16 protein-coding genes are annotated in these 20,986 nt (G+C 63.9%); 10 read left to right on the top strand and 6 right to left on the bottom strand.

Annotated features, from left to right (window positions below; all coding sequences use genetic code 11):
• The first annotated feature begins 66 nt into the window (after window positions 1-66).
• The 5 genes from ACNQS7_RS24235 to ACNQS7_RS24215 all read left to right on the top strand — a co-directional run bounded on the left by ACNQS7_RS24235 (window position 67) and on the right by ACNQS7_RS24215 (window position 12,175).
• Entirely contained in the window at window positions 67-2,661 is a 2,595-nt protein-coding gene (locus ACNQS7_RS24235; RefSeq protein WP_418014527.1) for a TetR family transcriptional regulator, read from the top strand.
• A 253-nt stretch (window positions 2,662-2,914) separates the two neighbouring features.
• Window positions 2,915-5,506 (top strand): TetR family transcriptional regulator, encoded by a 2,592-nt coding sequence (locus tag ACNQS7_RS24230; RefSeq protein ID WP_418014526.1) that lies wholly within the window; start codon window positions 2,915-2,917, stop codon window positions 5,504-5,506.
• A 756-nt stretch (window positions 5,507-6,262) separates the two neighbouring features.
• Window positions 6,263-9,637 carry an RND family transporter gene (locus tag ACNQS7_RS24225; protein WP_418014525.1) on the top strand — a complete coding sequence of 1,125 codons (3,375 nt, stop codon included), beginning with the start codon at window positions 6,263-6,265 and terminating at the stop codon, window positions 9,635-9,637.
• Between the two features lie 53 nt (window positions 9,638-9,690).
• Complete coding sequence (locus ACNQS7_RS24220) at window positions 9,691-10,929, top strand: NAD-dependent epimerase/dehydratase family protein (protein ID WP_418016125.1); 1,239 nt, start codon at window positions 9,691-9,693, stop codon at window positions 10,927-10,929.
• 76 nt (window positions 10,930-11,005) lie between these two features.
• The gene (locus ACNQS7_RS24215; RefSeq protein WP_418014524.1) at window positions 11,006-12,175 is read left to right on the top strand and encodes a glycosyltransferase family 4 protein; all 1,170 of its coding nucleotides are present in this window, start codon (window positions 11,006-11,008) and stop codon (window positions 12,173-12,175) included.
• A gap of 34 nt (window positions 12,176-12,209) precedes the next feature.
• Here the strand turns inward: ACNQS7_RS24215 and ACNQS7_RS24210 are convergent, their stop codons facing one another.
• Window positions 12,210-13,082: an ArgK/MeaB family GTPase gene (locus tag ACNQS7_RS24210; protein WP_418016124.1), complete on the bottom strand. Its 873-nt coding sequence runs from the start codon at window positions 13,080-13,082 to the stop codon at window positions 12,210-12,212.
• A 147-nt stretch (window positions 13,083-13,229) separates the two neighbouring features.
• On the opposite strand from ACNQS7_RS24210, the gene ACNQS7_RS24205 reads away from it, so the two are divergent.
• From ACNQS7_RS24205 to ACNQS7_RS24195, 3 genes are all read left to right on the top strand, one after another.
• Entirely contained in the window at window positions 13,230-14,090 is an 861-nt protein-coding gene (locus ACNQS7_RS24205) for a proline iminopeptidase-family hydrolase (RefSeq protein ID WP_418014522.1), read from the top strand.
• Window positions 14,091-14,175: 85 nt separating this feature from the next.
• Window positions 14,176-14,979, top strand: coding sequence for a transglutaminase-like domain-containing protein (locus ACNQS7_RS24200; RefSeq protein WP_418014521.1), 804 nt, complete (start codon window positions 14,176-14,178; stop codon window positions 14,977-14,979).
• A gap of 143 nt (window positions 14,980-15,122) precedes the next feature.
• A complete protein-coding gene (locus tag ACNQS7_RS24195; protein WP_055581371.1) occupies window positions 15,123-15,359 on the top strand; it encodes a CsbD family protein in 237 nt (78 codons plus the stop codon).
• Window positions 15,360-15,418: 59 nt separating this feature from the next.
• Here the strand turns inward: ACNQS7_RS24195 and ACNQS7_RS24190 are convergent, their stop codons facing one another.
• From ACNQS7_RS24190 to ACNQS7_RS24175, 4 genes are read right to left on the bottom strand one after another with little or no spacing between them, the layout of a single operon-like run.
• Entirely contained in the window at window positions 15,419-16,186 is a 768-nt protein-coding gene (locus ACNQS7_RS24190; protein WP_418014520.1) for an enoyl-CoA hydratase/isomerase family protein, read from the bottom strand.
• Window position 16,187: 1 nt separating this feature from the next.
• Complete coding sequence (locus tag ACNQS7_RS24185) at window positions 16,188-17,276, bottom strand: acyl-CoA dehydrogenase family protein (RefSeq protein ID WP_418014519.1); 1,089 nt, start codon at window positions 17,274-17,276, stop codon at window positions 16,188-16,190.
• On the bottom strand, window positions 17,263-18,180 hold the full coding sequence (locus tag ACNQS7_RS24180) for an acyl-CoA dehydrogenase family protein (RefSeq protein ID WP_418014518.1): 918 nt from the start codon (window positions 18,178-18,180) through the stop codon (window positions 17,263-17,265). The genes ACNQS7_RS24185 and ACNQS7_RS24180 overlap by 14 nt, the downstream gene beginning before the upstream one ends.
• A complete protein-coding gene (locus ACNQS7_RS24175) occupies window positions 18,158-19,561 on the bottom strand; it encodes a class I adenylate-forming enzyme family protein (protein ID WP_418014517.1) in 1,404 nt (467 codons plus the stop codon). Before ACNQS7_RS24175 ends, ACNQS7_RS24180 begins: the two co-directional genes overlap by 23 nt.
• Window positions 19,562-19,654: 93 nt before the next feature.
• On the opposite strand from ACNQS7_RS24175, the gene ACNQS7_RS24170 reads away from it, so the two are divergent.
• Window positions 19,655-19,936, top strand: a complete 282-nt coding sequence (locus tag ACNQS7_RS24170; RefSeq protein ID WP_055581376.1) for a 2Fe-2S iron-sulfur cluster-binding protein — start codon at window positions 19,655-19,657, stop codon at window positions 19,934-19,936.
• A 19-nt stretch (window positions 19,937-19,955) separates the two neighbouring features.
• Window positions 19,956-20,264 carry a hypothetical protein gene (locus tag ACNQS7_RS24165; RefSeq protein ID WP_418014516.1) on the top strand — a complete coding sequence of 103 codons (309 nt, stop codon included), beginning with the start codon at window positions 19,956-19,958 and terminating at the stop codon, window positions 20,262-20,264.
• A gap of 4 nt (window positions 20,265-20,268) precedes the next feature.
• On the opposite strand, the gene ACNQS7_RS24160 is transcribed toward ACNQS7_RS24165, so the two are convergent.
• Window positions 20,269-20,916, bottom strand: a complete 648-nt coding sequence (locus ACNQS7_RS24160; RefSeq protein ID WP_418014515.1) for a response regulator transcription factor — start codon at window positions 20,914-20,916, stop codon at window positions 20,269-20,271.
• Window positions 20,917-20,986: the final 70 nt, after the last annotated feature.

The raw sequence follows: 20,986 nt of genomic DNA, 5'->3' as shown, positions 1-20,986 counted from the left end.
GCTCAAGACCCCAATCGACGGGAGTTGTTGTCCGCGTGACGCGCGACGACGGGCAAGGACGTCCGGATGAAGCGCGAGCAGTTGCTGCGTGCGGCGGCGGGTTTCGTCAGTCGGCGGCCCACCGCCACTCAGGATGAGATTGCGGCCGCTGTGGGGGTCAGCCGCGCGACGTTGCACCGTCACTTCAACGGCCGGGAGGCCTTGCTCGAGGCGCTGGACCAGTTGGCGATCGCCGAACTCCATGCAGCGCTGGAAACGTCGCGCTGGCAAGACAATTCGCCTGTTGACGGGCTGCGAAAATTGGTCGCCGCCTGCGAACCGGTGGCAAGTTATGTCGCCATGCTGCACGCCCGAAACGAGGCGGATGAAGGTCGGAGGTCCAAGGCCGGCTGGCATCAGATCACCACCGAGATCGAGGAATTCTTTCTGCGCGGCCAACAAGCCGGTGTGTTCCGTCCCGAGGTGACCGCGGTCTGGCTCACCGAGGCCTTTTGCAGTCTGGTTTGCGGTGCGGGGTGGTCGATCCAGCTTGGACGCGCTGCCAGCCGCGACTTCACCGGGATGGTCACCGAGTTGATGTTGCGCGGTGTGCGGGCTGCGGCCCGGGGCAATCTCCCCGCGCCGCTGGTGGGATTTGTCGGGCGTGAGGCGGAGCTCGCCGAATTGACAGAGCTGGTCGCGACCTCACGCCTGGTCACGCTGACCGGCATCGGCGGTATTGGCAAATCCACCCTGGCCTTGCAGGCCGCCCGGCAGCGCGTCGCCGACTTTGAAGGTGGGGTGTGGCTGATCGAACTCGGTGAACTCAGCGACGGTGAGCTCCTGGTCTCAGTCGCGGCGGCGGCCTTGGGTATTCGCGATCTGAGCTCCCGTCCGCTGCTGGAGGTGATGGTCGATGCGCTAGCCGACCGCGAAGCGTTGCTGGTGCTCGATAACTGTGAGCACGTCCTCGATGCGGCAGCCAGGTTTGTCGAGACTCTGCTGGAAGGCTGTCCGAGCCTGCGCATTCTGGCGACCAGCCGAGAATTTCTCGACATCGACTCCGAATCGGTACTGCCGGTCCCGCCTCTTCCTGTTCCCGACGCCGATCACCTGCCCAGTTACGAGGAGCTGGGCAGGTGCGACGCCGTGGCGCTGTTCCTCAAACACGCCCGCGCCACCCAGCGCAGTTTTTCGCTCACCGAGCGCAATGCACCGGCGGTGGCGCGTATCTGCAGCCAGCTCGACGGCTTACCATTGGCCATCGAACTGGCCGCGCCGCTGCTGCGCACCATGGCCGTCGAGCAGATCGCCGCCCGGATCTCCAACCGATTCAAGCTGCTCTCCCACAGCAAGCGCGGAGCACCCACCCGCCAGCAGACCCTGAACTGGTGCATTACCTGGAGTTATGAACGCTGCACCGAGGTAGAGCGAAAACTGTGGGAGGGATTGTCGGTGTTCGCCGGCAGCTTCGAACCCAAAGCCGTCCAATACATCTGCGCCCCGGACATGCCCGAAGAACAGCTGCTGGAGACGCTGTGCGCCCTTGAGGACAAATCCATTCTGATCCGCACTCCGGCCGACGACGTGGTGTGTTTCCGCCAGTTGGCGACGCTGCGCGAATACGGCCACCATCAACTCAGCTCACAGCACCAAGAAGACCTGCGGCACCGGCATCTGGACTGGTACCTCCGACTTGCCGGCCAAGCCGGCGTCGAATGGTACGGCGAACACCAACTCGACTGGCTTCGCCGACTCCGACGCGAAATGCCCAACCTTCGCGAAGCGATGCGGTTCGCGAAGGTTGCGGCGCCGTCGGCTGCTCTAACGATGGCCACCAACCTGCGCGGCCTCTGGACTGCCGTCGGCATGCTGCAGCAAGGGCGCCGAGCGATTGAGCAAGCTCTGGAAGCCCTTCCAGCCAAGCCCTCGGCGCAACGACTCCATGCGGTCAATGCCGTTGCGGAACTGGCGGTCTTGGCCGTGGACATACCTACCCTGACCGCCAGGCAAGCCGAGGCGCGTCAACTGCTCGACACGGTGACCGACCACAATGCCCTTGCGCACTTCAACGCCAATGAGGCGGCCCTCGGATTACTCACGGGGCAACTGGACCGGGCGGAACAATTCGCTCAGGAGTCCTTGGATATCTCCGATGATCCCTCCGTCCAGATCTACGCATTACTGGTGATGATCGGGGCATCTGCCGCCGCCAATAAAGCGCGTATCGCGGTCACACACGCCGAGCACGGTCTTGCGCTGTCCGAAGCCCGCGGCCATGACATCGTCCTGCGGACCTACCTCCTGGCAGCCCTCTCGCTCAGCCGCTTGGCGCTGGGCCAACTCGACCGCGCCGAGCACGACGTCCGTGAGGGCTTGCAACTGTCTCAGATGATCAACGACACCGTCACCTGCGCCACCTTCCTGGAAACAGCATCCTGGATAGCGGCGGCCAGACAGGACCCCCGGCGTGCCGCGGTGCTGATGGCCGCCGCGGGCGCCATCAGCCGCGCCGCCGGTGCCGGCAGCGCCGTGTCGGCGCGCGTCGGGCCTTTCCACGAATCGTGCGAACGTCAAGTTCGCGAGCAACTTTCGAATGCCGCATACCGAACCGCGTCCAACGAAGGCAGACTACTGTCCCTCGACGAGGCCGCTGCGATCGTCCTGGAAGAGGGCATCTGATTGAGCGCTTTAGAGTGTCGCGCGACCGAACCAAGATCTGCCGAGACGCTGCAATCGAGATCAACGCTCAGCCGAGCCGTGTGTCACGCCGGAATCGCACGGCGGGGCCGCGCTACGTCGAGCGTTATCGTTTCCATCAATACCGTTCGACTCACACCGCGCGCGATTGGTGGCAACGTGTGACTCGTGACTGCGTTCACACGACTGGTCGTCGTCGCCACGGCGAGCGACAAAGCGAGTCAGGGATGGCTCGATGAATCGTGAGCACCTGTTGCGTGCGGCGGCGGATTTCGTCAGTCGGCGGCCTACGGCCACTCAGGATGAGATCGCGGCTGCGGTAGGGGTGAGCCGCGCGACTTTGCATCGTCACTTCGCGGGCCGGGAGGCGTTGCTTGAGGCGTTGGATCAGTTGGCGATTGCCGAACTGCGTGACGCGTTGGAAAAGTCAGGGTGGCAGGACACGTCACCCGTCGAAGGGCTGCGGCGATTGGTCGAAGCCTGCGAACCGGTAGCGGGCTACGTGGCTTTGCTGCACGCGCGTACCGAGTCGGCCGAAGGCCGGCAGTGCAGGGCCGGCTGGCACGAGATCAACACCGCGATCGAGGAATTCTTCCTGCGCGGCCAGCGCGCCGGTGTGTTCCGTCCCGATGTGACCGCGGCCTGGCTCACCGAGGCCTTCTACAGTCTGGTCTGCGGTGCGGGCTGGTCCATTCAAGTCGGACGGGCCGCCAGCCGCGACTTCACCAGCATGATCACCGAGTTGTTGATGCACGGAGTCAGAGCTGCGGCCCGGGGCAATCTTCCGGCGCCGTTGACCGGGTTCGTCGGGCGGGAGGCCGAACTGTCCGAACTGGCGGAACTGATCGCGACCTCGCGTCTGGTCACGCTGACCGGAATCGGCGGCATCGGCAAATCAACGCTGGCCCTGCAGGCCGCGCGGCAACGCGTCGCCGACTTCCGCGGTGGGGTGTGGCTGATCGAACTAGGCGAACTCAAAGACGGCGAGTTGCTGGCCGCGGTCGCCGCCGCAGCACTGGGCATTCGCGATCTGAGCACCCGCCCACTGATCGAGGTGATGGTCGAAGCACTCGCCGACCGGGAGGCGCTGCTGGTGCTCGACAACTGCGAGCACGTTCTCGATGCGGCCGCCCAGTTCGCCCAGACGCTGCTGTCCGGCTGCCCCAGGCTGCGGATTCTGGCGACGAGCCGGGAGCTTCTCGACCTCGACGGCGAAGCGGTGCTGCCGGTCCCGCCCCTTCCCATTCCCGACACCGATCATTTGCCCAGCTACCACGAGCTGGCGCGCTGCGATGCGGTGGCGTTGTTCGTTCAACATGCCCGCGCCAGCCAACGCAGTTTCCAGCTAGCTGAGCGCAATGCGCCGGCCGTGGCACGAATCTGCGCTCAGCTCGACGGGCTGCCGTTGGCCATCGAACTGGCCGCCCCGCTGCTGCGGACGATGACCGTCGAACAGATCGCCGCACGAATCTCCAACCGGTTCAAGGTGCTCTCCCACAGCAAGCGCGGGGCACCCAGCCGCCAGCAGACCCTGAACTGGTGCATCACTTGGAGCTACCAGCGCTGCAGCGAAAGTGAACGCAAGCTGTGGGCGGGGTTGTCGGTGTTCGCCGGCAGCTTCGAACCCCAAGCGGTCCAACACATCTGCGCCCCGGACATGCCCGAGGAGAAACTGATCGAGTCGCTGTGCGCCCTGGAGGACAAATCCATCCTCATCCGCACCCCGGCCGACGACGTGGTGCGGTTTCGCCAGTTGGCGACGCTGCGCGAATACGGCCATCACCAACTCGGCGCACACGAGCAAGCCGAGCTGCGCCAGCGGCATCTCGACTGGTACCGCCAACTGGCAGGCCACGCCTGCTTGGAATGGCACAGCAAACACCAACTCGATTGGCTTCACCGCCTCCATTGGGAAACACCCGACCTACGCGAAGCGATGCGATTCGCGCAGGAGGCGGCACCCTCCGCTGCTCTCGAAATGGCCATCAACCTGCGTGACGCATGGGCGGGAATGGGCAAGCTTCAGCAGGGGCGCCGAAGGATCGAACAGATTCTCGGCGTGGTCTCCGCCGAACCCTCCGCTCAGCGACTGCGCGCGGTCAACGCCGTAGCAGAATTGGCGTTTCTCCAAGCCGACATCTCCACGCTCACCGCGTGCCAGGCCGAGGCCCGCCACATGCTCGACATGGCGGACGACCGTGACACCATCGCACACTTCAAAGCCAACGATGCGGCCCTGGCTCTGTTGTGCGGCCAACTAGAGCGAGCACAGAGCTTGGCCCAGGAGCCTTTCGCCACTACCGGAAATTTCCGGACGCAGGTCTACGCCCTGCTGGTGATGATCTGGGCGGCTGCCGCCACCGGCGACGCGCCTACCGCGGTCGCCCACGCCGAGCATGGCCTCAAGCTCTCGGAAGCCCGCGGCCACGACATCGTCCTCCGCGGCTACCTGCTGGCGGCCCTCGCGCTCGGCCGCATGGTGCTGGGCGACCTTGACGCCGCCGAGGAGGCAGTTCGCGAATGCCTTCCATTATCCCAGGGCATCAATGACACGAACCATTGCTCCACGTTGCTCGAGACGTCGGCCTGGATCGCCGCGGCGAGACGGGAGCCTCGGCGCGCCGCGGTGCTGATGGCCGCCGCGGCCGCCATTAGCCGCGCCGCCGGCGCCAGCGTGGTTTCTGCTAACGTCGGGCCGTTCCATGACTCGTGTGAACGCCAAGTCCGCGAACAACTTTCGCCCGCTGATTACCGAAGCGCCACAAACCAAGGGAGATCACTATCCCTCGATGAGGCCGTGGCCATGGTCCTGGGCGAATCTATTTGACAGCGTGATGGCCCACTATTCCGACTGGGCCGGAAAGTTGTTGGGGCAGACTTTGACTGCAAGACACCGGACCGATACCGCCCGCCAACGTTGACGAGCCGAGTACCACCAAACCCGCCGCCCGCAGGACAAATGTCCGGCTTATGCTCTTCTTTGTCACTGAACCCACTCCTCCTCATTTGTGATTCCCACAATCAACCGGCACATTTTGTACAATACGAACGGCACCAGCGCACAAATATCAGCACGAATCAAGAAATCAACCGGCATTTTTGATTCGCCTAGGCGATATTAACCCGGTCACACCCGGCCGGGAATGACCGGCAATGAGCCCGCAACAATTCCGCCTTCAGCAGCACTCTTTCGCCACAGATACGACATAGGAGTTTCAGCTGAGGTAAAAATGTATCGAACACCGCGAGGGTATTCGACCGAGCTACCCGACGCCGCCGCACGTATTGCGAACACCGATTGAGGACGCCCAGGGGAAGCGCGGTAGCACCTCGTCGGCGATCTCCCCGGGTCGCAACCGGGCAAGCAAGCGACGTCAGCCATCGGCCCATGTCCGCATGAGCGCCGCACCGGCGCACACCATTTTCGCGCGAGACAACATTATCTCAATAAGGAATTCTATGTCACAAATGGTTCGGCGCGGCACTACATTTGACTAAATTCACTCACCGGCTGCAGTAATTGCTCAATATTTAGCCTGAATTTTCTCTTCACGTACTGGTGATCGGATCGTAGGATTGGCCGATGCCCGGGCAGCACCCTTCAGGTGATGAAGCCAAACCCGGTGGATTTTTAGACCGCGCGAGCGATATCGTTATCCGATACCCAGTGCTGATTATCGTTCTTTGGATAGCGATAACGGCCGCGCTGATAGGTACCCTGCCTTCACTGCATTCGCAGGCCATCAAAAGACAACATGCCCCGCTCCCCGATACGGCTCCGTCAGCGGTAGTCAGCAGACAGATAGGACGGACTTTCCACGAAATAGAGGGCGGTTCCCTGCTGTTCGTGGTGTTGACCGACGAACAGGGACTTAGCCGCAGTGACGAAAGCGTCTACCGCAATTTGGTAGCGAATCTGCGTCAAGACACTCAGGACAAAATCCTGGTGCAGGACTTCCTCAGCGCGCCGGGCCTGCGCGAAGTCTTCGAAAGCAAAGACAAAAAGGCATGGAATTTACCGGTGAATTTTCCCGGCGAGGGACCGGCCACGGAGACACAACAGGCCTTCCGACGCGTCGCGGACATCGTAAGAAAGTCGGTCGCGGGAACCACCCTCACCGCTAGTCTGAGCGGGCCCGTCGCCACGATTGCCGACTTCCAACGGCTCGGCGAAGAGGACTCCCGCATCATCGAAATAGGCACCGCGATCAGCGTGCTTGCCATCCTTTTCGTCGTGTACCGCAACGTGGTCACGATGCTGCTACCGATCGTCACGATCGCCGTGTCGGTTCTGTTCGCGCAGGGAACGTTGTCGGCCCTCGCGGAGTATGGCTTGGCGCTGAACATGCAAGTCATTGCGTTCATCAGTGCCGTGATGATCGGCGCAGGCACCGACTACGCCGTCTTTCTCATCAGTCGTTACCACGATTACGTGCGAGAGGGCATCGACTCTGACCAGGCGGTGAAGCGGGCACTCCTGTCCATCGGGAAGGTCATCGTCGCATCAGCGGCTACCGTCGCAATCACCTTTCTGGCGATGGTGTTCACCCAACTGAGGGTGTTCTCAGCGGTGGGTCCGGCAACCGCGATTTCGATCGCCGCGTCACTCCTGGCGGCCGTGACCCTCTTGCCGGCAATCCTTGTGGTGACGGGCCGGCGGGGCTGGATCAACCCTCGACGCGACCTGACACGTCGGTTCTGGCGCCGGTCGGGCAGCATGATCGCGCGGCGACCCGCCGCGTATCTCGCCGGCAGTCTCGTGGTGCTGACCGCCCTCGCCGGGACTACGAGCCTTATCCGCCTGAGCTTCGACGACCTCAGATTTCTGCCGGCCCAGGTGGGCAGTGTGGCTGGATACGAGCAGATCAACCGGCATTTTCCGATGAATGCGATGACGCCGGCCGTTCTCCTGGTCCAATCGCTGCGCGACCTGCGTACTCCCGCGGCTCTGGCGGACCTCGAAGCAATGGCCAACAGAATCAGCGAACTGCCCGACGTCGCCATGGTTCGTGGGCTGACGCGACCCTACGGCGAACCCGTCGAGCAAATGACGGCGTCATTTCAAAGCGGCGAAGTCGGCGACAAGCTAAATCAGGTATCGACGGCCATCGGAGATCGCGCCGCCGACCTTGACACCCTGGCCGGAAGTAGCCACAAGATGGCCGGCGCGCTGGCGCATGTTCGCGAACAGGTGGCGGGCGCGATGTCTGGTGCCGACAAGCTGCTCACCGCCCTCGAGGCGATGCAAGCTGCGCTTAGCGCGAACAAAACGGTCCAACAGATTGGCAACGCGGCCCAGGTTCTTGACCGCATGACGGCGCTCACCGGCAACCTGGCTGCGGCCACGGCAGGTGTCCAACAAATTGCGAGATGGGCAGACCCGCTGGTGACTGCCCTCTCATCGAGCCCGGCGTGCGGCACCGACCCTGCCTGCGTCCGCTCACGCAACGAATTGGCGTCACTTGTCGCTGCCGACCACGATGGCACTCTCGGGTCGATCGCCGCGCTGGCCGCGAGTTTTCAAGAGAATCGGGATCCGAAGACCGTCAGCTTGACGTTGAGCAAACTCCAACAGCAACTGAACCAGGCTGTCACCTTGCTGAAAGCGGTCGACGGCCTGCGAGCCCGGATGGGGCAAATGACGCAGGGCGCAGGCGCGCTGGCTGACGGCAGCGCAGCGGTGGCCGCCGGAGTGCAGCAATTGGTGGACAGAACCAAGCAGCTCGGTACGGGACTGAAAGATGCGTCCACATTTCTGCTGGACATCAAGCACGACGCCCAACGCCGGTCGATGACTGGCTTCTACATCCCGCCTCAGTTCATGGCCCGGGACGACTACCAGACTGGCGCACAGTTTTTCCTCTCAAACGACGGTCACTCGGCTCGATACTTCGTCCACAGCGCGCTCAACCCCTTTTCTGCGCAGGCGATGGACCAGATTGCAGCCGTGGTCGCTGCCGCTCACTCAACCCAGCCGAACTCCGAGCTCGCGGACGCATCAGTCGCACTGACCGGCATCACGGCCGGTTTGAAGGACACACATGATTACTACGTAAGCGACATGAACTTCATCTTCATCGCGACCGTCATCATTGTGTTTTTGATATTGGTGGCCCTATTGAGAGCAATAGTCGCGCCGCTGTACCTGATCGCGTCGGTTCTTATTTCTTACCTATCGGCGCTGGGACTCAGTGTCATTGTCTTCCAACTGGTAATGGGGCAAGAGTTACATTGGAGCCTGCCGGGATTATCTTTTGTCTGCCTGGTTGCGGTTGGCGCCGACTACAACATGCTGTTGATATCACGAATCCGTGAAGAAGCCACGCACAGCGTGCGGGTTGGAGTGATCCGAACCGTCGGCGCGACCGGTGGGGTGATCACATCGGCCGGGATGATATTCGCGGTGTCGATGTTAGGCCTGATGGCAGCCAGTATCGGCACGATGATTCAGGCAGGTTTCACGATCGGTATCGGAATTCTGCTCGACACATTCCTGGTCCGCACGGCCACGGTGCCGGCGTTGGTCGCGATAATTGGCCGGGCCAGCTGGTGGCCCCATTTCGCCGAACGTCAACACAAACAGTCCGCCAAGGGACCGATGAGAATTCAGAGTCGTTTCTCCCGCAGGGTCGGAATATATTTTCGAGGGGATGATGGCCCCAAGGGCGCGCGCTGCATAACGGCAAGCCCCACGCCGGCCGTCGGCTCACCCAAATCCGACAGGGTTTTCCTCGATAATCTCTCGTTCGAGTGCCGCTCTGGAATCCATGCACTTCCGTTGTTCGGATTCATCGATCGCCCTTCGTCAGCCCGGCGCTGGCCGGGTTCCGCGCGACTGACGAAGGCGAACACCGGCATGCGTGAAGAGAGCGACCGCGATTTTCTGCAGCATGCGCTACCACTCTTCGATCTGACGGCTCTCATGTCCACCAACGGCAGCGGGAGCGGTATTCAGTAGTCGATGGCCGCCCAAGTGTCAGCGCACAACACCACTAGTAAAGGAGTCCAATCATTAAAGTATTCGTCATAGGTGGCGACGGCTTCTGCGGATGGCCGTGCGCCTTGAATTTGGCTGACGCGGGTCACGAGGTGATCATCGTGGACAGCCTGGTGCGCCGGAAGACAGACATCGATCTGGGCGTCAAGTCTCTCTCGCCGATCGCGAATATCTTCGAGCGCCTGCAGGCATGGGAACAGACCGGAGGCAATCCGATCGGGTTTGTGCAACTCGACATCGCATCGGAATACGAACGGCTCCGCGATCTACTCGCCACAGAACGACCCGATTCAGTGGTGCACTGCGCCGAACAACGCGCGGCGCCATACTCGATGAAAAACGCGTCCACCAAGCGCTACACGGTCCATAACAACATCAACGGCACGCACAACCTGCTCTGCGCCATCGTCGAAACGGGGCTGGATATCCATGTGGTGCACTTCGGCACCATGGGCGTGTACGGTTACGGCGGTCTACAGAACGGCTCGATCCCTGAGGGATATCTGGACGTCGAGATACCCGATGGCGTCACGGGTTCATCCCGGCGACAAATTCTGTATCCCGCCGACCCGGGCAGCGTCTACCACATGACAAAGTCACTGGATCAGCTGCTCTTCTACTTCTACAACAAGAACGACCGAGTTCGCGTCACAGACCTGCATCAGGGAATTGTCTGGGGCACGAACACAGTACAAACCAAGCGTCATCCGAAACTGATCAATCGTTTCGACTACGACGGCGACTATGGAACAGTGCTCAACCGCTTCCTGATGCAATCAGCGATCGGATATCCGCTCACGGTGCATGGTACGGGCGGGCAGACCCGTGCCTTTATACACATAACCGACTCCGTGCGCTGCGTACAACTAGCGCTGGAGAATCCGCCGGGCAGTCAGGAAAGAGTCAACATCTTCAACCAGATGACGGAAGTCCACCGAATCAGGGATCTGGCGAAGAAGGTGGCTGCCCTCACCGGCGCTGAGATCGCCTACCTGCCGAATCCCCGCAATGAAGCGGCAGAGAACGACTTGCAGGTGAAGAACGAGCACTTGATCGACCTCGGACTGCGGCCTACCACGCTGAGCGAAGGGTTGATGACCGAACTCGTAGACGTCGCAAAGCGCTTCGCTTACCGGTGCGATCCCGCTCGGGTGCCATGTACGAGCGTGTGGTTGGACAGGGCCCATGTCGGCGAGGAAGCGATCAGCAGCGCATCGATGATCCCGTTGGGCGCTCTCACGGCGGAACTATGAAATAGCACCCGTCTCTGCACGGATTTCGATGCGGCGGCGAAAGCCGCTTCTCCATTCCCCAGACGCGAGGTACCTGATGCGCATCTCTATCTTCACCGACAATTTCCTGCCGAAAGTCGACGGCATCGTCACCAGGCTCACGATGACGGTGCAGCAGCTCACCGCCGGCGGGGATCAGGTGCAGATCTTCTGTCCAAAAGGTGCGCCTGCCGACTACCACGGAGCCGAAATCGTCGGTCTGCCGTCTGTTCGATTGCCGTCGTACCCAGAAGTGAAACTGGGGCTGCCCACCCGCACCGTCTCCGCTGCACTGGAACGTTTTCAGCCGGATGTGATCCACGTTGTCAACGCATTCGGCTTGCTGGGCGTCGGGGGTATCTGGTTCGCCAAACGCCGGAAGATACCACTGGTCGCCAGCTATCACGTCGATCTGCTCAAGTACGCCGACTTCTACGGGTGGCCCGGGCCGGTGAAGCGAGCCAGCTGGGAACTGCTCAAGGCGGCCCACAATCAGGCGATGCTGACCCTTTGCACCTCGACACCACTGGAGGCGGACCTCCGCGGCAGAGGCGTAAAGCGCGTGGCGATGTGGCAGCGCGGCGTGGACACCGAATTGTTTCACCCACAACGGGCATCGTCGGAATGGCGTAATCGATTGCTGGGGAACCATAGTGACAACGGCGCCCTGCTGCTCTACGTCGGCCGGCTGGCCGTGGAAAAAGAGATCGAACACATGCGCGCGGTGCTTGATGCGTTGCCCGATGCCCGGTTGGCCGTGGTTGGCGACGGCCCGCACCGAAGGCAGCTGGAGAAATTTTTCGCCGGCACCGCAACCACGTTTCTGGGGTACCTGGAGGGTGAACAACTGGCAGCCGCCTATGCCAGCGCCGACGCCTTCGTGCTGACCTCCTGCACCGAGACTCTTGGCCTGGTGCTGCTGGAGGCGATGGCAGCGGGCTGCCCCGTGGTCGCTGCCGACCGAGGCGGCATACCGGACGTAGTCGAAAATGGTGTCACCGGTTTCTTGTATGACCCAGACCGTCCTGGTGACCTACTCGCGCAAAGCAAACGGCTGCTGACCAATGGCGCTTTGCGCCAGGCAATGAGCTGGGGTGCACGGCAGGAGGCGGAGCGATGGAGTTGGACGTCAGCCACCGAACAGTTGAGGCGCAGTTATGTCCGCGCTATCACCGAGGACACCGCGGTCGGGCGCTTGATCGGCAGCCGCGCCGCGTCGGGAACGTGAGGGCCCCGACTACTGCATCCGGGGGCGTCGAGCGTCACCGCTCAGGTGGGGACAGCAGGCGGTTGGCGGCGCTATAGGGGTCGTCATGTCCGTCGACCACGGACTCGGCGAGCAGATCCAGATCCGTCCGGCCCCTTAGCAATGTCTGCGCCAGCGAGAGGATCTGCGCCCGGGCGCGGGCCAGCCGCCGGGCACGGTTGTCAGAGCGGTGGTGGGCGTCGATGGCGGCCACCAGATCCTGGAGTCCGTCGCCACGGGCCGCGACGAGGCTGACGATCGGCGCGCTGGTCTCGGCCCTCAGGTCGCGGACGGTCTGCTCGGCGCCATCGCGGTCGGCCTTGTTGACGGCCACGATGTCGGCGACTTCCAGCAGTCCGGCCTTGGCGGCCTGCACCGCGTCGCCCGCTCCGGGATTGAGGATGACGACGGTGGGGTCGGCGACGGCGGCGATCTCGATCTCGGACTGGCCTACTCCGACGGTCTCCAGCAGGACGACGTGGTAGCCAATGGCGCCGAGCAACAGGATGGCGGCGGGGACGGCGGCAGCGAGGCCGCCGAGATGGCCCCGGCTGGCCACCGAGCGGATGAGCACGTCGGAGTCGTTGATGTGTGCGGTCATTCGGATGCGGTCGCCCAGCAGGGCACCGCCGCTGAAGGGCGACGACGGATCCACGGCCAGTACGGCGACCCGCTGGCCCTGCTCCCGGTAGGCGCCGACCAGCGCGCCGATGGTCGTGGACTTGCCGGCGCCCGGAGGGCCGGTGATGCCGATCACGCGCACCGGCACGGCCGGGCCGATGGCGGTCAGCACCTCGTCCCGGCGTCCACTCTCGACGAGGCTGAGCAGCCGGCCGGCGGCACGCGGAGAACCGTTGCGCGCCTTGATGATCAGATCGGAGACGTCCAGGATTGCGTCCGTTCGGCGGGGCGTGTTTGTTTCGCGAGAACCCCATTCTCGCATCTCTCTCACGCCCCCCGCGAGCAGACGCAAGATCGCACGTTTCCGAAGGAAACCGTGCGATCTTGCGTCTGCTCGCGCCACCATAATGGCACCGTGGACACAATCGAGGTGCCCGGCGGCAGAGTGTGGTTCAAGCGGGTGGGCTCCGGCGACGGCCTGCCCCTGCTGGTGGTGCACGGCGGCCCCGGCCTGCCGCACTACTACCTCAGCTCACTGGAACGCCTGGCCGACGAGCGCGAAGTGATCTTCTGGGATCAACTCGGCTGCGGCAATTCCGAACACCCGTCCGACCCGGGTCTGTGGACCATGCAACGCTCGGTGGCGGAAATGGACGCCGTAGTTCAGTCATTGGGGCTCAGCGCTTTTCACATTTTCGGCAACTCGTGGGGCGCCATGCTGGCACAGCAGTACGTGCTCGATATGCCCTCGGGCGCCGTCAGTCTCACCATCTCCAACAGCGCCGCGTCCATCCCGGTGTTTGCGGAGAATGTGATCCGGCTGAAGTCACAATTGGACCCCGCCACCCAGGACGCGATCGACCGCCACGAAGCCGCGGGCACCACCGATTCCGCGGAATACCAGGCGGCGATCACCACCTGGAACCAGACTTATCTGTGCCGCTCCCAACCCTGGCCCCGAGATCTCTACCTGGCCTTCCAGAACATGGGCGCCGAGATCTTCCACACCATGTTCGGGCCGAGCGACTTCAATATCGTCGGCACCATCCGGGACTGGGATGTGATCGACCGGCTCACCGAGATCACCTTGCCTACCCTGCTGCTCGCCGGCCGCTTCGACGAATGCTCACCGGAGCACATGCGGGAAATGCACGAGCGCATCCCAGGGTCGCGCTTCGAGTTCTTCGAGAACACCGCCCACCTGCCGTTCATCGAGGAGCCGGACCGCTTCGACGAGGTGATGCGTGACTTCCTCGCACAGCACGACCGAGCTTGATCGCCAGCGAATGCGGGTATAGGCGAGCTGTGGTTGGCTACAAACGATGAAGTTGCGGCGTGATCGTAAGAAGGGGGACGCGTTGATGAAGCGTGAGGTCGGGGCCAGCCTGCGCGTCGCCGTAACCGATCCCACGGCTCTTGAGTTCCAGATCGCGGTCGCATCGCTGCCCGGTTTACAGATCAACGAGTCTTTGACAGTGCAACTGGACGGCAAACCGGTCTCGGTGCGCGAAATTCCCGGCGAACACGGAACCCGCATCCACACCGCCGATGTCGGGACGGGTGATCTGCAGGTCACCTACGAGGCGACGGTAACGGGCCGGTCCGATCCGATTGCGGTGCAGGATCTGGACGTGTCGACCTATCTGCGGCCCAGCCGCTACGCCGAGGCCGACAAGTTCTTCGGCTTCGCGGCAACCGAATTCGGTCAGTACACCAACTCGGTGACACTGCTGGAGAAGGTGTCCTCCTGGGTGGGAACCAGGCTCAAATACGTTCCGGGATCAAGTGATCCGATCGACGGCGCGACCGACACCCTGCTAGCCGGCGCCGGGGTGTGCCGCGACTACGCACATCTGGTAGTCGCGTTGCTGCGCGCGGTGAATGTGCCCGCCCGCCTGGTCGCGGTGTACGCACCCGGTTGCGATCCGATGGACTTCCACGCCGTGGCCGAAGCGCTGATCGACGGCCAGTGGCAGGTGGTGGATGCGACATGCCTGGCGCCGCGCCAGACGATGCTGCGCATCGCCACCGGACGCGACGCAGCAGACACCGCCTTCCTGGATAACCATGGCGGCTCAATCGAATTGACAGAATCGGTGATCACGGCGGTGACTACGGACCCGCTGCCCCGCGATTCGGTGGAAGAACTCGTCTCGTTGGGCTGACAGCCGGGGTCAGCGCGCTTGGGCCGTTCGCGCTCGGCACTCGTGAGACGGACCACCGAGTGACAGTCGCCACATTAGGACTGTGCGGAGGGTCCGGCGGGGTACGCGATACAGGACCGCTTCCGAACGAAAGGAGCACAACCATGGCCGACAGTGGACCTGTGGCAGGCATCAAGGGCGTCATCGAGGACGTCATCGGTAAAGCCAAGGAAATCATCGGGATCATCATCAGCAACGATGGTTTGCGCAACGAGGGCCGCGCCCAGCAGGACAAGGCGGAGGCGCAGCGCAACGTGGCGAAGAAAGAGGCGCAGGCTGAGGCCGCTCGTGGCGCCGCCAGCGCCGCCGAAGCGCGGCAGAAGGCCAAGACCTCCAAGTAGAAATTCAGCACCCGGCGTGGGGCGCCTGCTCAGCAGGCGGTCCCCACGCCGGGTGTTGATCAATTCTTGCCGGCGTTGAGCTTGCTGACGATCGCCCGGAAGTCCTCGGTGACGAACGACTGGTGTTCGGCCGACAGCGCGTAGTCCAAGCTGGCGAGCACGGCACGTTCCAGGTGGATGTTGAGCACCCGCTTGGTGCTCTCCACCGCCTGCTGCGGTAGTTCCATGATCTTCTCGGCGCACTCCACCGCCGCAGCTAACGGATCGTCGGCTATGTGATTGGCCAGGCCCAGTTCGACTGCCCGTTGGGCGCGAATCCTGGTGCCAGTCAACGCATATTCCTTGGCCAGCAACAGGCTGATATGCAACGGCCAGGTCAGCGGTCCGCCGTCAGCGGCCACCAGACCCACCTGCACGTGCGGGTCTGCCAGAAACGCATCCGGGGCGATGAAGACGATGTCGCTCAGCGCCACCAGACTGCAGCCCAACCCGACGGCCGGGCCGTTGACGGCCGCCACCACCGGGATCCGGCACCGCGCCATTCCCAGCACGATTTCGCGTCCATCGCGAATAGTCTTGGCGCGCAAGGCGGCATCTTCGGCGAGTTCGGCCAGATATGTGAAATCCCCGCCGGCCGAGAAGGCCTTCCCGCTGCCGGTGATCACCGCGGCGCGCGCCGAGGCGTCGTCCGTCAACCGTTGCCACAGCCGAGCCAGCCCGACGTGCAGGCTGTCGTTGACGGCGTTGAGGTCATCCGGGCGGTTCAGCGTGATGATCCGCAGCGCCCCCTCGGCACGGACGTCGATTTCGCTTGGCATGTCGTACATGTCAGACTCCCAATCCCAGGATTCGCGAGGCGATGATGTTCTTCTGAATCTGTGATGTCCCGCCCATCACGCTCTGCGCACGGCTGTACAGATAGGCGTTGAAAAGGCTCGAGTCACGGGTGCCGCCGACGGCCAGTGCGGCGTGCCCGACGGACTGTTCCACCCACGTCATCAGCAACTTGTCCAGTGAGCCTTCGGGACCGTGGGATACGCCGTCGAGTTGCTCGGACAGCCGGCGCCGGACGTGGTGCGTCAACATCTCGGCCTGCACCGCCGCCCACGCCGCCTCATCACCGACGTCTCCGTCACTTCGCGCCACCAACTCGGCGACCAGCTTGTTGTAGCGGGCCGCGTAACCCAGCGTGGACGGTTCGCGTTCGTGCCCGACGACCGTCATGGCCACGGCCCATCCGTCACCGGGCGCGCCGACCATGCGGTGCGCCGGGACGATGGCCCCGTCGAAGAACACCTGACCGAACTCGTTGGTGACGCCGTTGATCATCTGCAGCGGACGCTGTTGCACGCCAGGCTGTTTCATCGACAAGACAAACGCAGACAGACCGCGGTGCCGTTTGGCACCCGGATCGGTGCGGGCCAGCAGCAGGCACCAGTCCGCGACGTCGGAGTAGCTCGTCCAGATCTTGTGCCCGTGGATCACGTAGTCGTCGCCGTCGCGGGTCGCGGTGGTGGTCAGCGACGCCAGGTCTGAACCCGCACCCGGCTCGCTGAATCCCTGACACCAACGCTCTGAACCGTTGATGATGCCGGGCAGGAAGCGCTGCCGCAGAGCGTCGCTGCCGTGGTGGCCGATGCCCATCACCAGATACCCGACGCTGGGGCGCGGCGGGGCGCCGGCACGCGCGATCTCCTCGTCGACGATCACGTCATAGACCGGCGGCAGTTCCAGCCCGCCGTAATCGCGCGGCCAGGACAGCCCGAAGAACCCCTCTTCGTAAAGGGCACGGTGCCAGTCCGCCTGCTTCGCCCAGTACTCGTCACCCGATCCGCCGAACTCCTGGGCGTGCAGGGAAAGCCAGGTGCGCAGCCGCTGCCGGAACTCGGCCTCCTGCGGAGAGTCACGAAAGTCCACGGCCGACCTCCTTCAGGGTGACCGGCCACAGCTCGGTCGATGTCAACGCGCGGCGCAGATACACATGCGCCAGGCATTCCCACGTGTTGCCGATCCCGCCATGCACCTGGATCGACGCTTCGCACACTGTTCGGGTGGCGCGGGCGCAGTAGAGCTTGGCCACCCGCGCGGCCTGGATCGCGTCGGCCGGCTCGAGTTCGTCCACTGCCCAGGCGGCGTGGCGCAACACGCTCACCGAGCCTTCGATCAGCGCCAGGCTCTCGGCCAGCAGATGGGCGATGGCCTGGTAGGACCCGATCGATTTGCCGTACTGCTCGCGGATTTTCGCGTAGTCGCACGCCAGCGCGTGAGCGCCGCGCGCCGTGCCGACCAGGTCCGCCGCCGTGCCGACCAGTGCCAGGGCAAGCCATCGATCGGCTGTTGGGGAGGACACTTCGCCTAAAGGTGATGGCGTCGAACCGATTTCAGTGCAGGCGCGGGTGAGGTCCGCACCGCAGCCCGCGTCGCCGTCCGCGCCGCCGATATCGGCCGTCAGCACCGTGGTCCCCGAGAGCAGCACAGCGCGCTGATACCCACGGGAGTCGAAGGCCAGCCCGTTGACGCCGACCGTCGCGGCGCCGATGCCGGATTCCAGATACCTTGTCAGGTCGTCGGCAAGCACCGGCCCCAGAAAGGGAGCGTCGACGAGTCGTCGGCCGAATTCCTCTGCAACGAGAGCGACTTCGACCCCCGAGGCCCCGTCCGATCGCAGCGACCGCCACCCGGTCTGGTCGATCTGCTTGTCCAGACGCATGATCCGGCTCTGGTCGGTGAGTTCTTGCACAGCGGCCGGACCGAGATCATCAGCCATCTTGGCCGCGGCGTCGCGCAGTTGCTGTTGTTCAGCGGTCAGGCGTACATCCATAGCTCTCCTTGAGCACTCTGCGCAGCACCTTGCCGGAGGGCAGGCGGGGGATCTCGGTCACGAACACCACCCGGCTCAGGTGCTTGTAGGAAGCGAGTTTCGCATCCACCCGGGCAATGAGTTCCCCGGCGTCGACCGGGATGTGGGTGGTGACGGCGGCGACGACGGCCTCGCCGTTGGCGCCGTCCGGAACGCCGAAGACCGCGCAGTCCTTCACCGCCGGATGGCCGTGCAGCACGGTTTCGATCTCCGCGGGCGCGACCTGGAAGCCCCGCACCTTGATCATCTCCTTGAGGCGGTCGGTGATCCGCAACCAGCCTTCGGCGTCCAGCCACCCGATGTCCCCGGTGCGGTACCAGCCGTCGTCAGACACCTCAGCGGTGGCCGCGGCGGGCAGGTAGCCCGCCATCAGCGAATCGGACCGTGCCTGGATCTCGCCGGCCTCACCAGGACCGGCCGGTTCGCCGGTGTTTAGCGACACCACCCGCAACTCGACGCCGGGCACCGCCCGGCCGACCGAGTCCAGGCGGGCCCCGCTCAGCGGGTTGCAGGTGATGACGGGTAGTTCGGTGGTGCCGTAGGCCGGCACCCAGCCGATGCCGGTGCGCCGGGTCACCGTCTCGGCGATGCTGCGGGTGACTGGCGTGGCACCCCACATGATGTAGCGCAGCGACGACAGGTCGTAGGACTCCAGGTCCGGGTGCGACGCCAGCGCCAACGCGATGGGGGCGACGGCCATTTCGACTGTGATGCGGTCGGTTTCGATGTGCCGCAGCAGCCGGTCGATGTCGAAGCGCGGGTGCAGCCTGACCAGAGCCCCGGTACGCAGCGCGGTGAGGATGTTGAGCAGACCAAGGATGTGTGACGGCGGGGTGGTGACCTGTAGGCGGTCCCGTGCGGTCAATCCCAGTGCGGCACGCCAGTGCCGCACCGCCGCGTCCAGCGACGCGTGGGTGTGCCGGACGGCCTTCGGCAGCCCGGTGGTACCGGAACTGAAGACCAGCGCCGCGTCGCCGTCCGGCCGCACCGCCGTGCTCCCGGCTTCGGCCGGGGTGAGCGGTTCGTCCAGGTGCAGCATGGGTGACAAGCCGTCCAGCACCGGATGGTCCCCAACCGCGTCGGCCGGATCCGTCAGCGCCAGTGCGTGTTCGACCTCGTCGCGTTTCCAGGCCGGGCTGATCAGAACGGCCGCTGCGCCGAGTCGCCAGACTGCGTGCACCGCGGCGATGAACTCCGGCCGGTTGGACGCCATGAGCGCGACTCGCTGCCCGGCCTGGACTCCCCTCTTCCGCAGGGTCGAGCCCAGACTCTCGGTCATCGCACCGAGCTCAGGCAGGCTTAAGTGCCGATCCTCGAACACGAGCGCGGCCGGCTCGGTCACGTCTCGATCCCTCCGGCGGTCTTGAGAAGGTCCTATCGTCAAGTGAGAATACTATTCTCTATAGTGAAGAATACAAGTGCGTGGAAGGTGCGTATGACGGAGGCCGCCGTGGTGACGATTCACCTCGACCGCAGGAAAGTCTCGGTGCCACTGGTGCCCGGTGAGACGTTGCTGGAGACTGCGCGGCGGGCCGGGTTGGACCCGCCGTTCAACTGCGAGGCCGGCAACTGCGGTACCTGCATGGCGCGGCTCACCGAGGGCAGCGCGACCATGCGCGTCAACGATGCGCTCGACGACGACGAGGTGGCCGACGGTTACGTTCTGACGTGCCAGGGCATTCCGGACACCACACCGATCACCGTTCACTACGAGTAGCCAGGAAAGGCCAGCGATCATGGCGAAAGGCATCATCTACGTCGAGACCTATCCGAGTTCGCCGGACCGCGAGCAGGAGTACAACACCTGGTACGACGAGATCCATCTGCCGGAACTGGTGGCCATCGAGGGGATCGTCTCCGCCCGCCGGCTGCGACCGGCCAACGGCGAAGGACCCTATATCGCGCTGTACGAGATCGAAGGCGACGATCTGCAGGCCGTCCTGCAGGGCATGAGCGGAGCCAAGCTGACGATGTCCAGTGCGCTGCAACTGGATCCGCCGCCCATCCCGCGGTTACTCGAGGTGATCACCGAGCACGAAGGCTGACGGCTCACTCCAGCAGTCGTCTGCGCATCGCCTCGGCCACAGCCGCGCCGCGATCCGAGACACCGAGCTTTTCGTAGAGGTTCTGGACGTGGGTACGAACGGTGGTGGGCGCCAGGTGCATCGTCTTCGCCATCTGCGGTACGGAGAGTCCCTCGGCGATCATCCGCACCACCTCCAGTTCCCTCGGGGAGAGTAGCGGCGCATCGCCACGGGCGCGCTGGTGTACCTCTCCCGCCAAACCCCCGACCAACTGGGCGGCGACGTATCTTTCGCCACGCGCACACCGGCACACCGCATCGGCGATCTCGCCGCGCTCGGCCTCCTTGGTCAGGTACCCGCTGGCGCCCGACGCGAGCGCCTTGTAGAGCAGAGCGGTGTCATCGAATGCTGACAGGATGACGAGGCGGGTCGGCAGGCCGTCGCGTTCGACGGCCTGTATCACTTCGAGCCCGTCCAGCCCCGGCATCTTGTAGTCCACCAACGCCACATCGGGGCGGTGTTCCCGGATCGCGGCCAACACTGCCAGACCGTCACTCGCCTCGGCGACGACGCTGATGGTCCCGGTTTCCTTCAGAGCGCGGACGATTCCCTCGCGGTACACCGGGTGATCGTCACCAACCACCACCTTCACCTGGGGCGTGGATCCGGCCATGATGCGCTTCCGCCTTTCCCGAACCCGCAAAACACATAGCCGGCTCACGGCGATTATGGCACCACGGCTC

The sequence above is a fragment of the Mycobacterium sp. 23 genome (genome assembly GCF_048287075.1).
Lineage (GTDB): Bacteria > Actinomycetota > Actinomycetes > Mycobacteriales > Mycobacteriaceae > Mycobacterium > Mycobacterium gordonae_B.
Note: the sequence above shows the minus strand (reverse complement) of the source record. Positions and strands in the feature narration are given on the sequence as shown.

Excerpts from the sequence above, each read along its gene's own strand:
- ACNQS7_RS24200 (WP_418014521.1), top strand. The coding sequence starts at position 14,176 with ATGAAGCGTGAGGTCGGGGCCAGCCTGCGCGTCGCCGTAACCGATCCC.
- ACNQS7_RS24195 (WP_055581371.1), top strand. The coding sequence starts at position 15,123 with ATGGCCGACAGTGGACCTGTGGCAGGCATCAAGGGCGTCATCGAGGAC.
- ACNQS7_RS24170 (WP_055581376.1), top strand. The coding sequence starts at position 19,655 with ATGACGGAGGCCGCCGTGGTGACGATTCACCTCGACCGCAGGAAAGTC.
- ACNQS7_RS24215 (WP_418014524.1), top strand. The coding sequence starts at position 11,006 with ATGCGCATCTCTATCTTCACCGACAATTTCCTGCCGAAAGTCGACGGC.
- ACNQS7_RS24225 (WP_418014525.1), top strand. The coding sequence starts at position 6,263 with ATGCCCGGGCAGCACCCTTCAGGTGATGAAGCCAAACCCGGTGGATTT.
- ACNQS7_RS24230 (WP_418014526.1), top strand. The coding sequence starts at position 2,915 with ATGAATCGTGAGCACCTGTTGCGTGCGGCGGCGGATTTCGTCAGTCGG.
- ACNQS7_RS24160 (WP_418014515.1), bottom strand. The coding sequence starts at position 20,916 with ATGGCCGGATCCACGCCCCAGGTGAAGGTGGTGGTTGGTGACGATCAC.
- ACNQS7_RS24180 (WP_418014518.1), bottom strand. The coding sequence starts at position 18,180 with ATGGATGTACGCCTGACCGCTGAACAACAGCAACTGCGCGACGCCGCG.
- ACNQS7_RS24190 (WP_418014520.1), bottom strand. The coding sequence starts at position 16,186 with ATGTACGACATGCCAAGCGAAATCGACGTCCGTGCCGAGGGGGCGCTG.
- ACNQS7_RS24235 (WP_418014527.1), top strand. The coding sequence starts at position 67 with ATGAAGCGCGAGCAGTTGCTGCGTGCGGCGGCGGGTTTCGTCAGTCGG.
- ACNQS7_RS24165 (WP_418014516.1), top strand. The coding sequence starts at position 19,956 with ATGGCGAAAGGCATCATCTACGTCGAGACCTATCCGAGTTCGCCGGAC.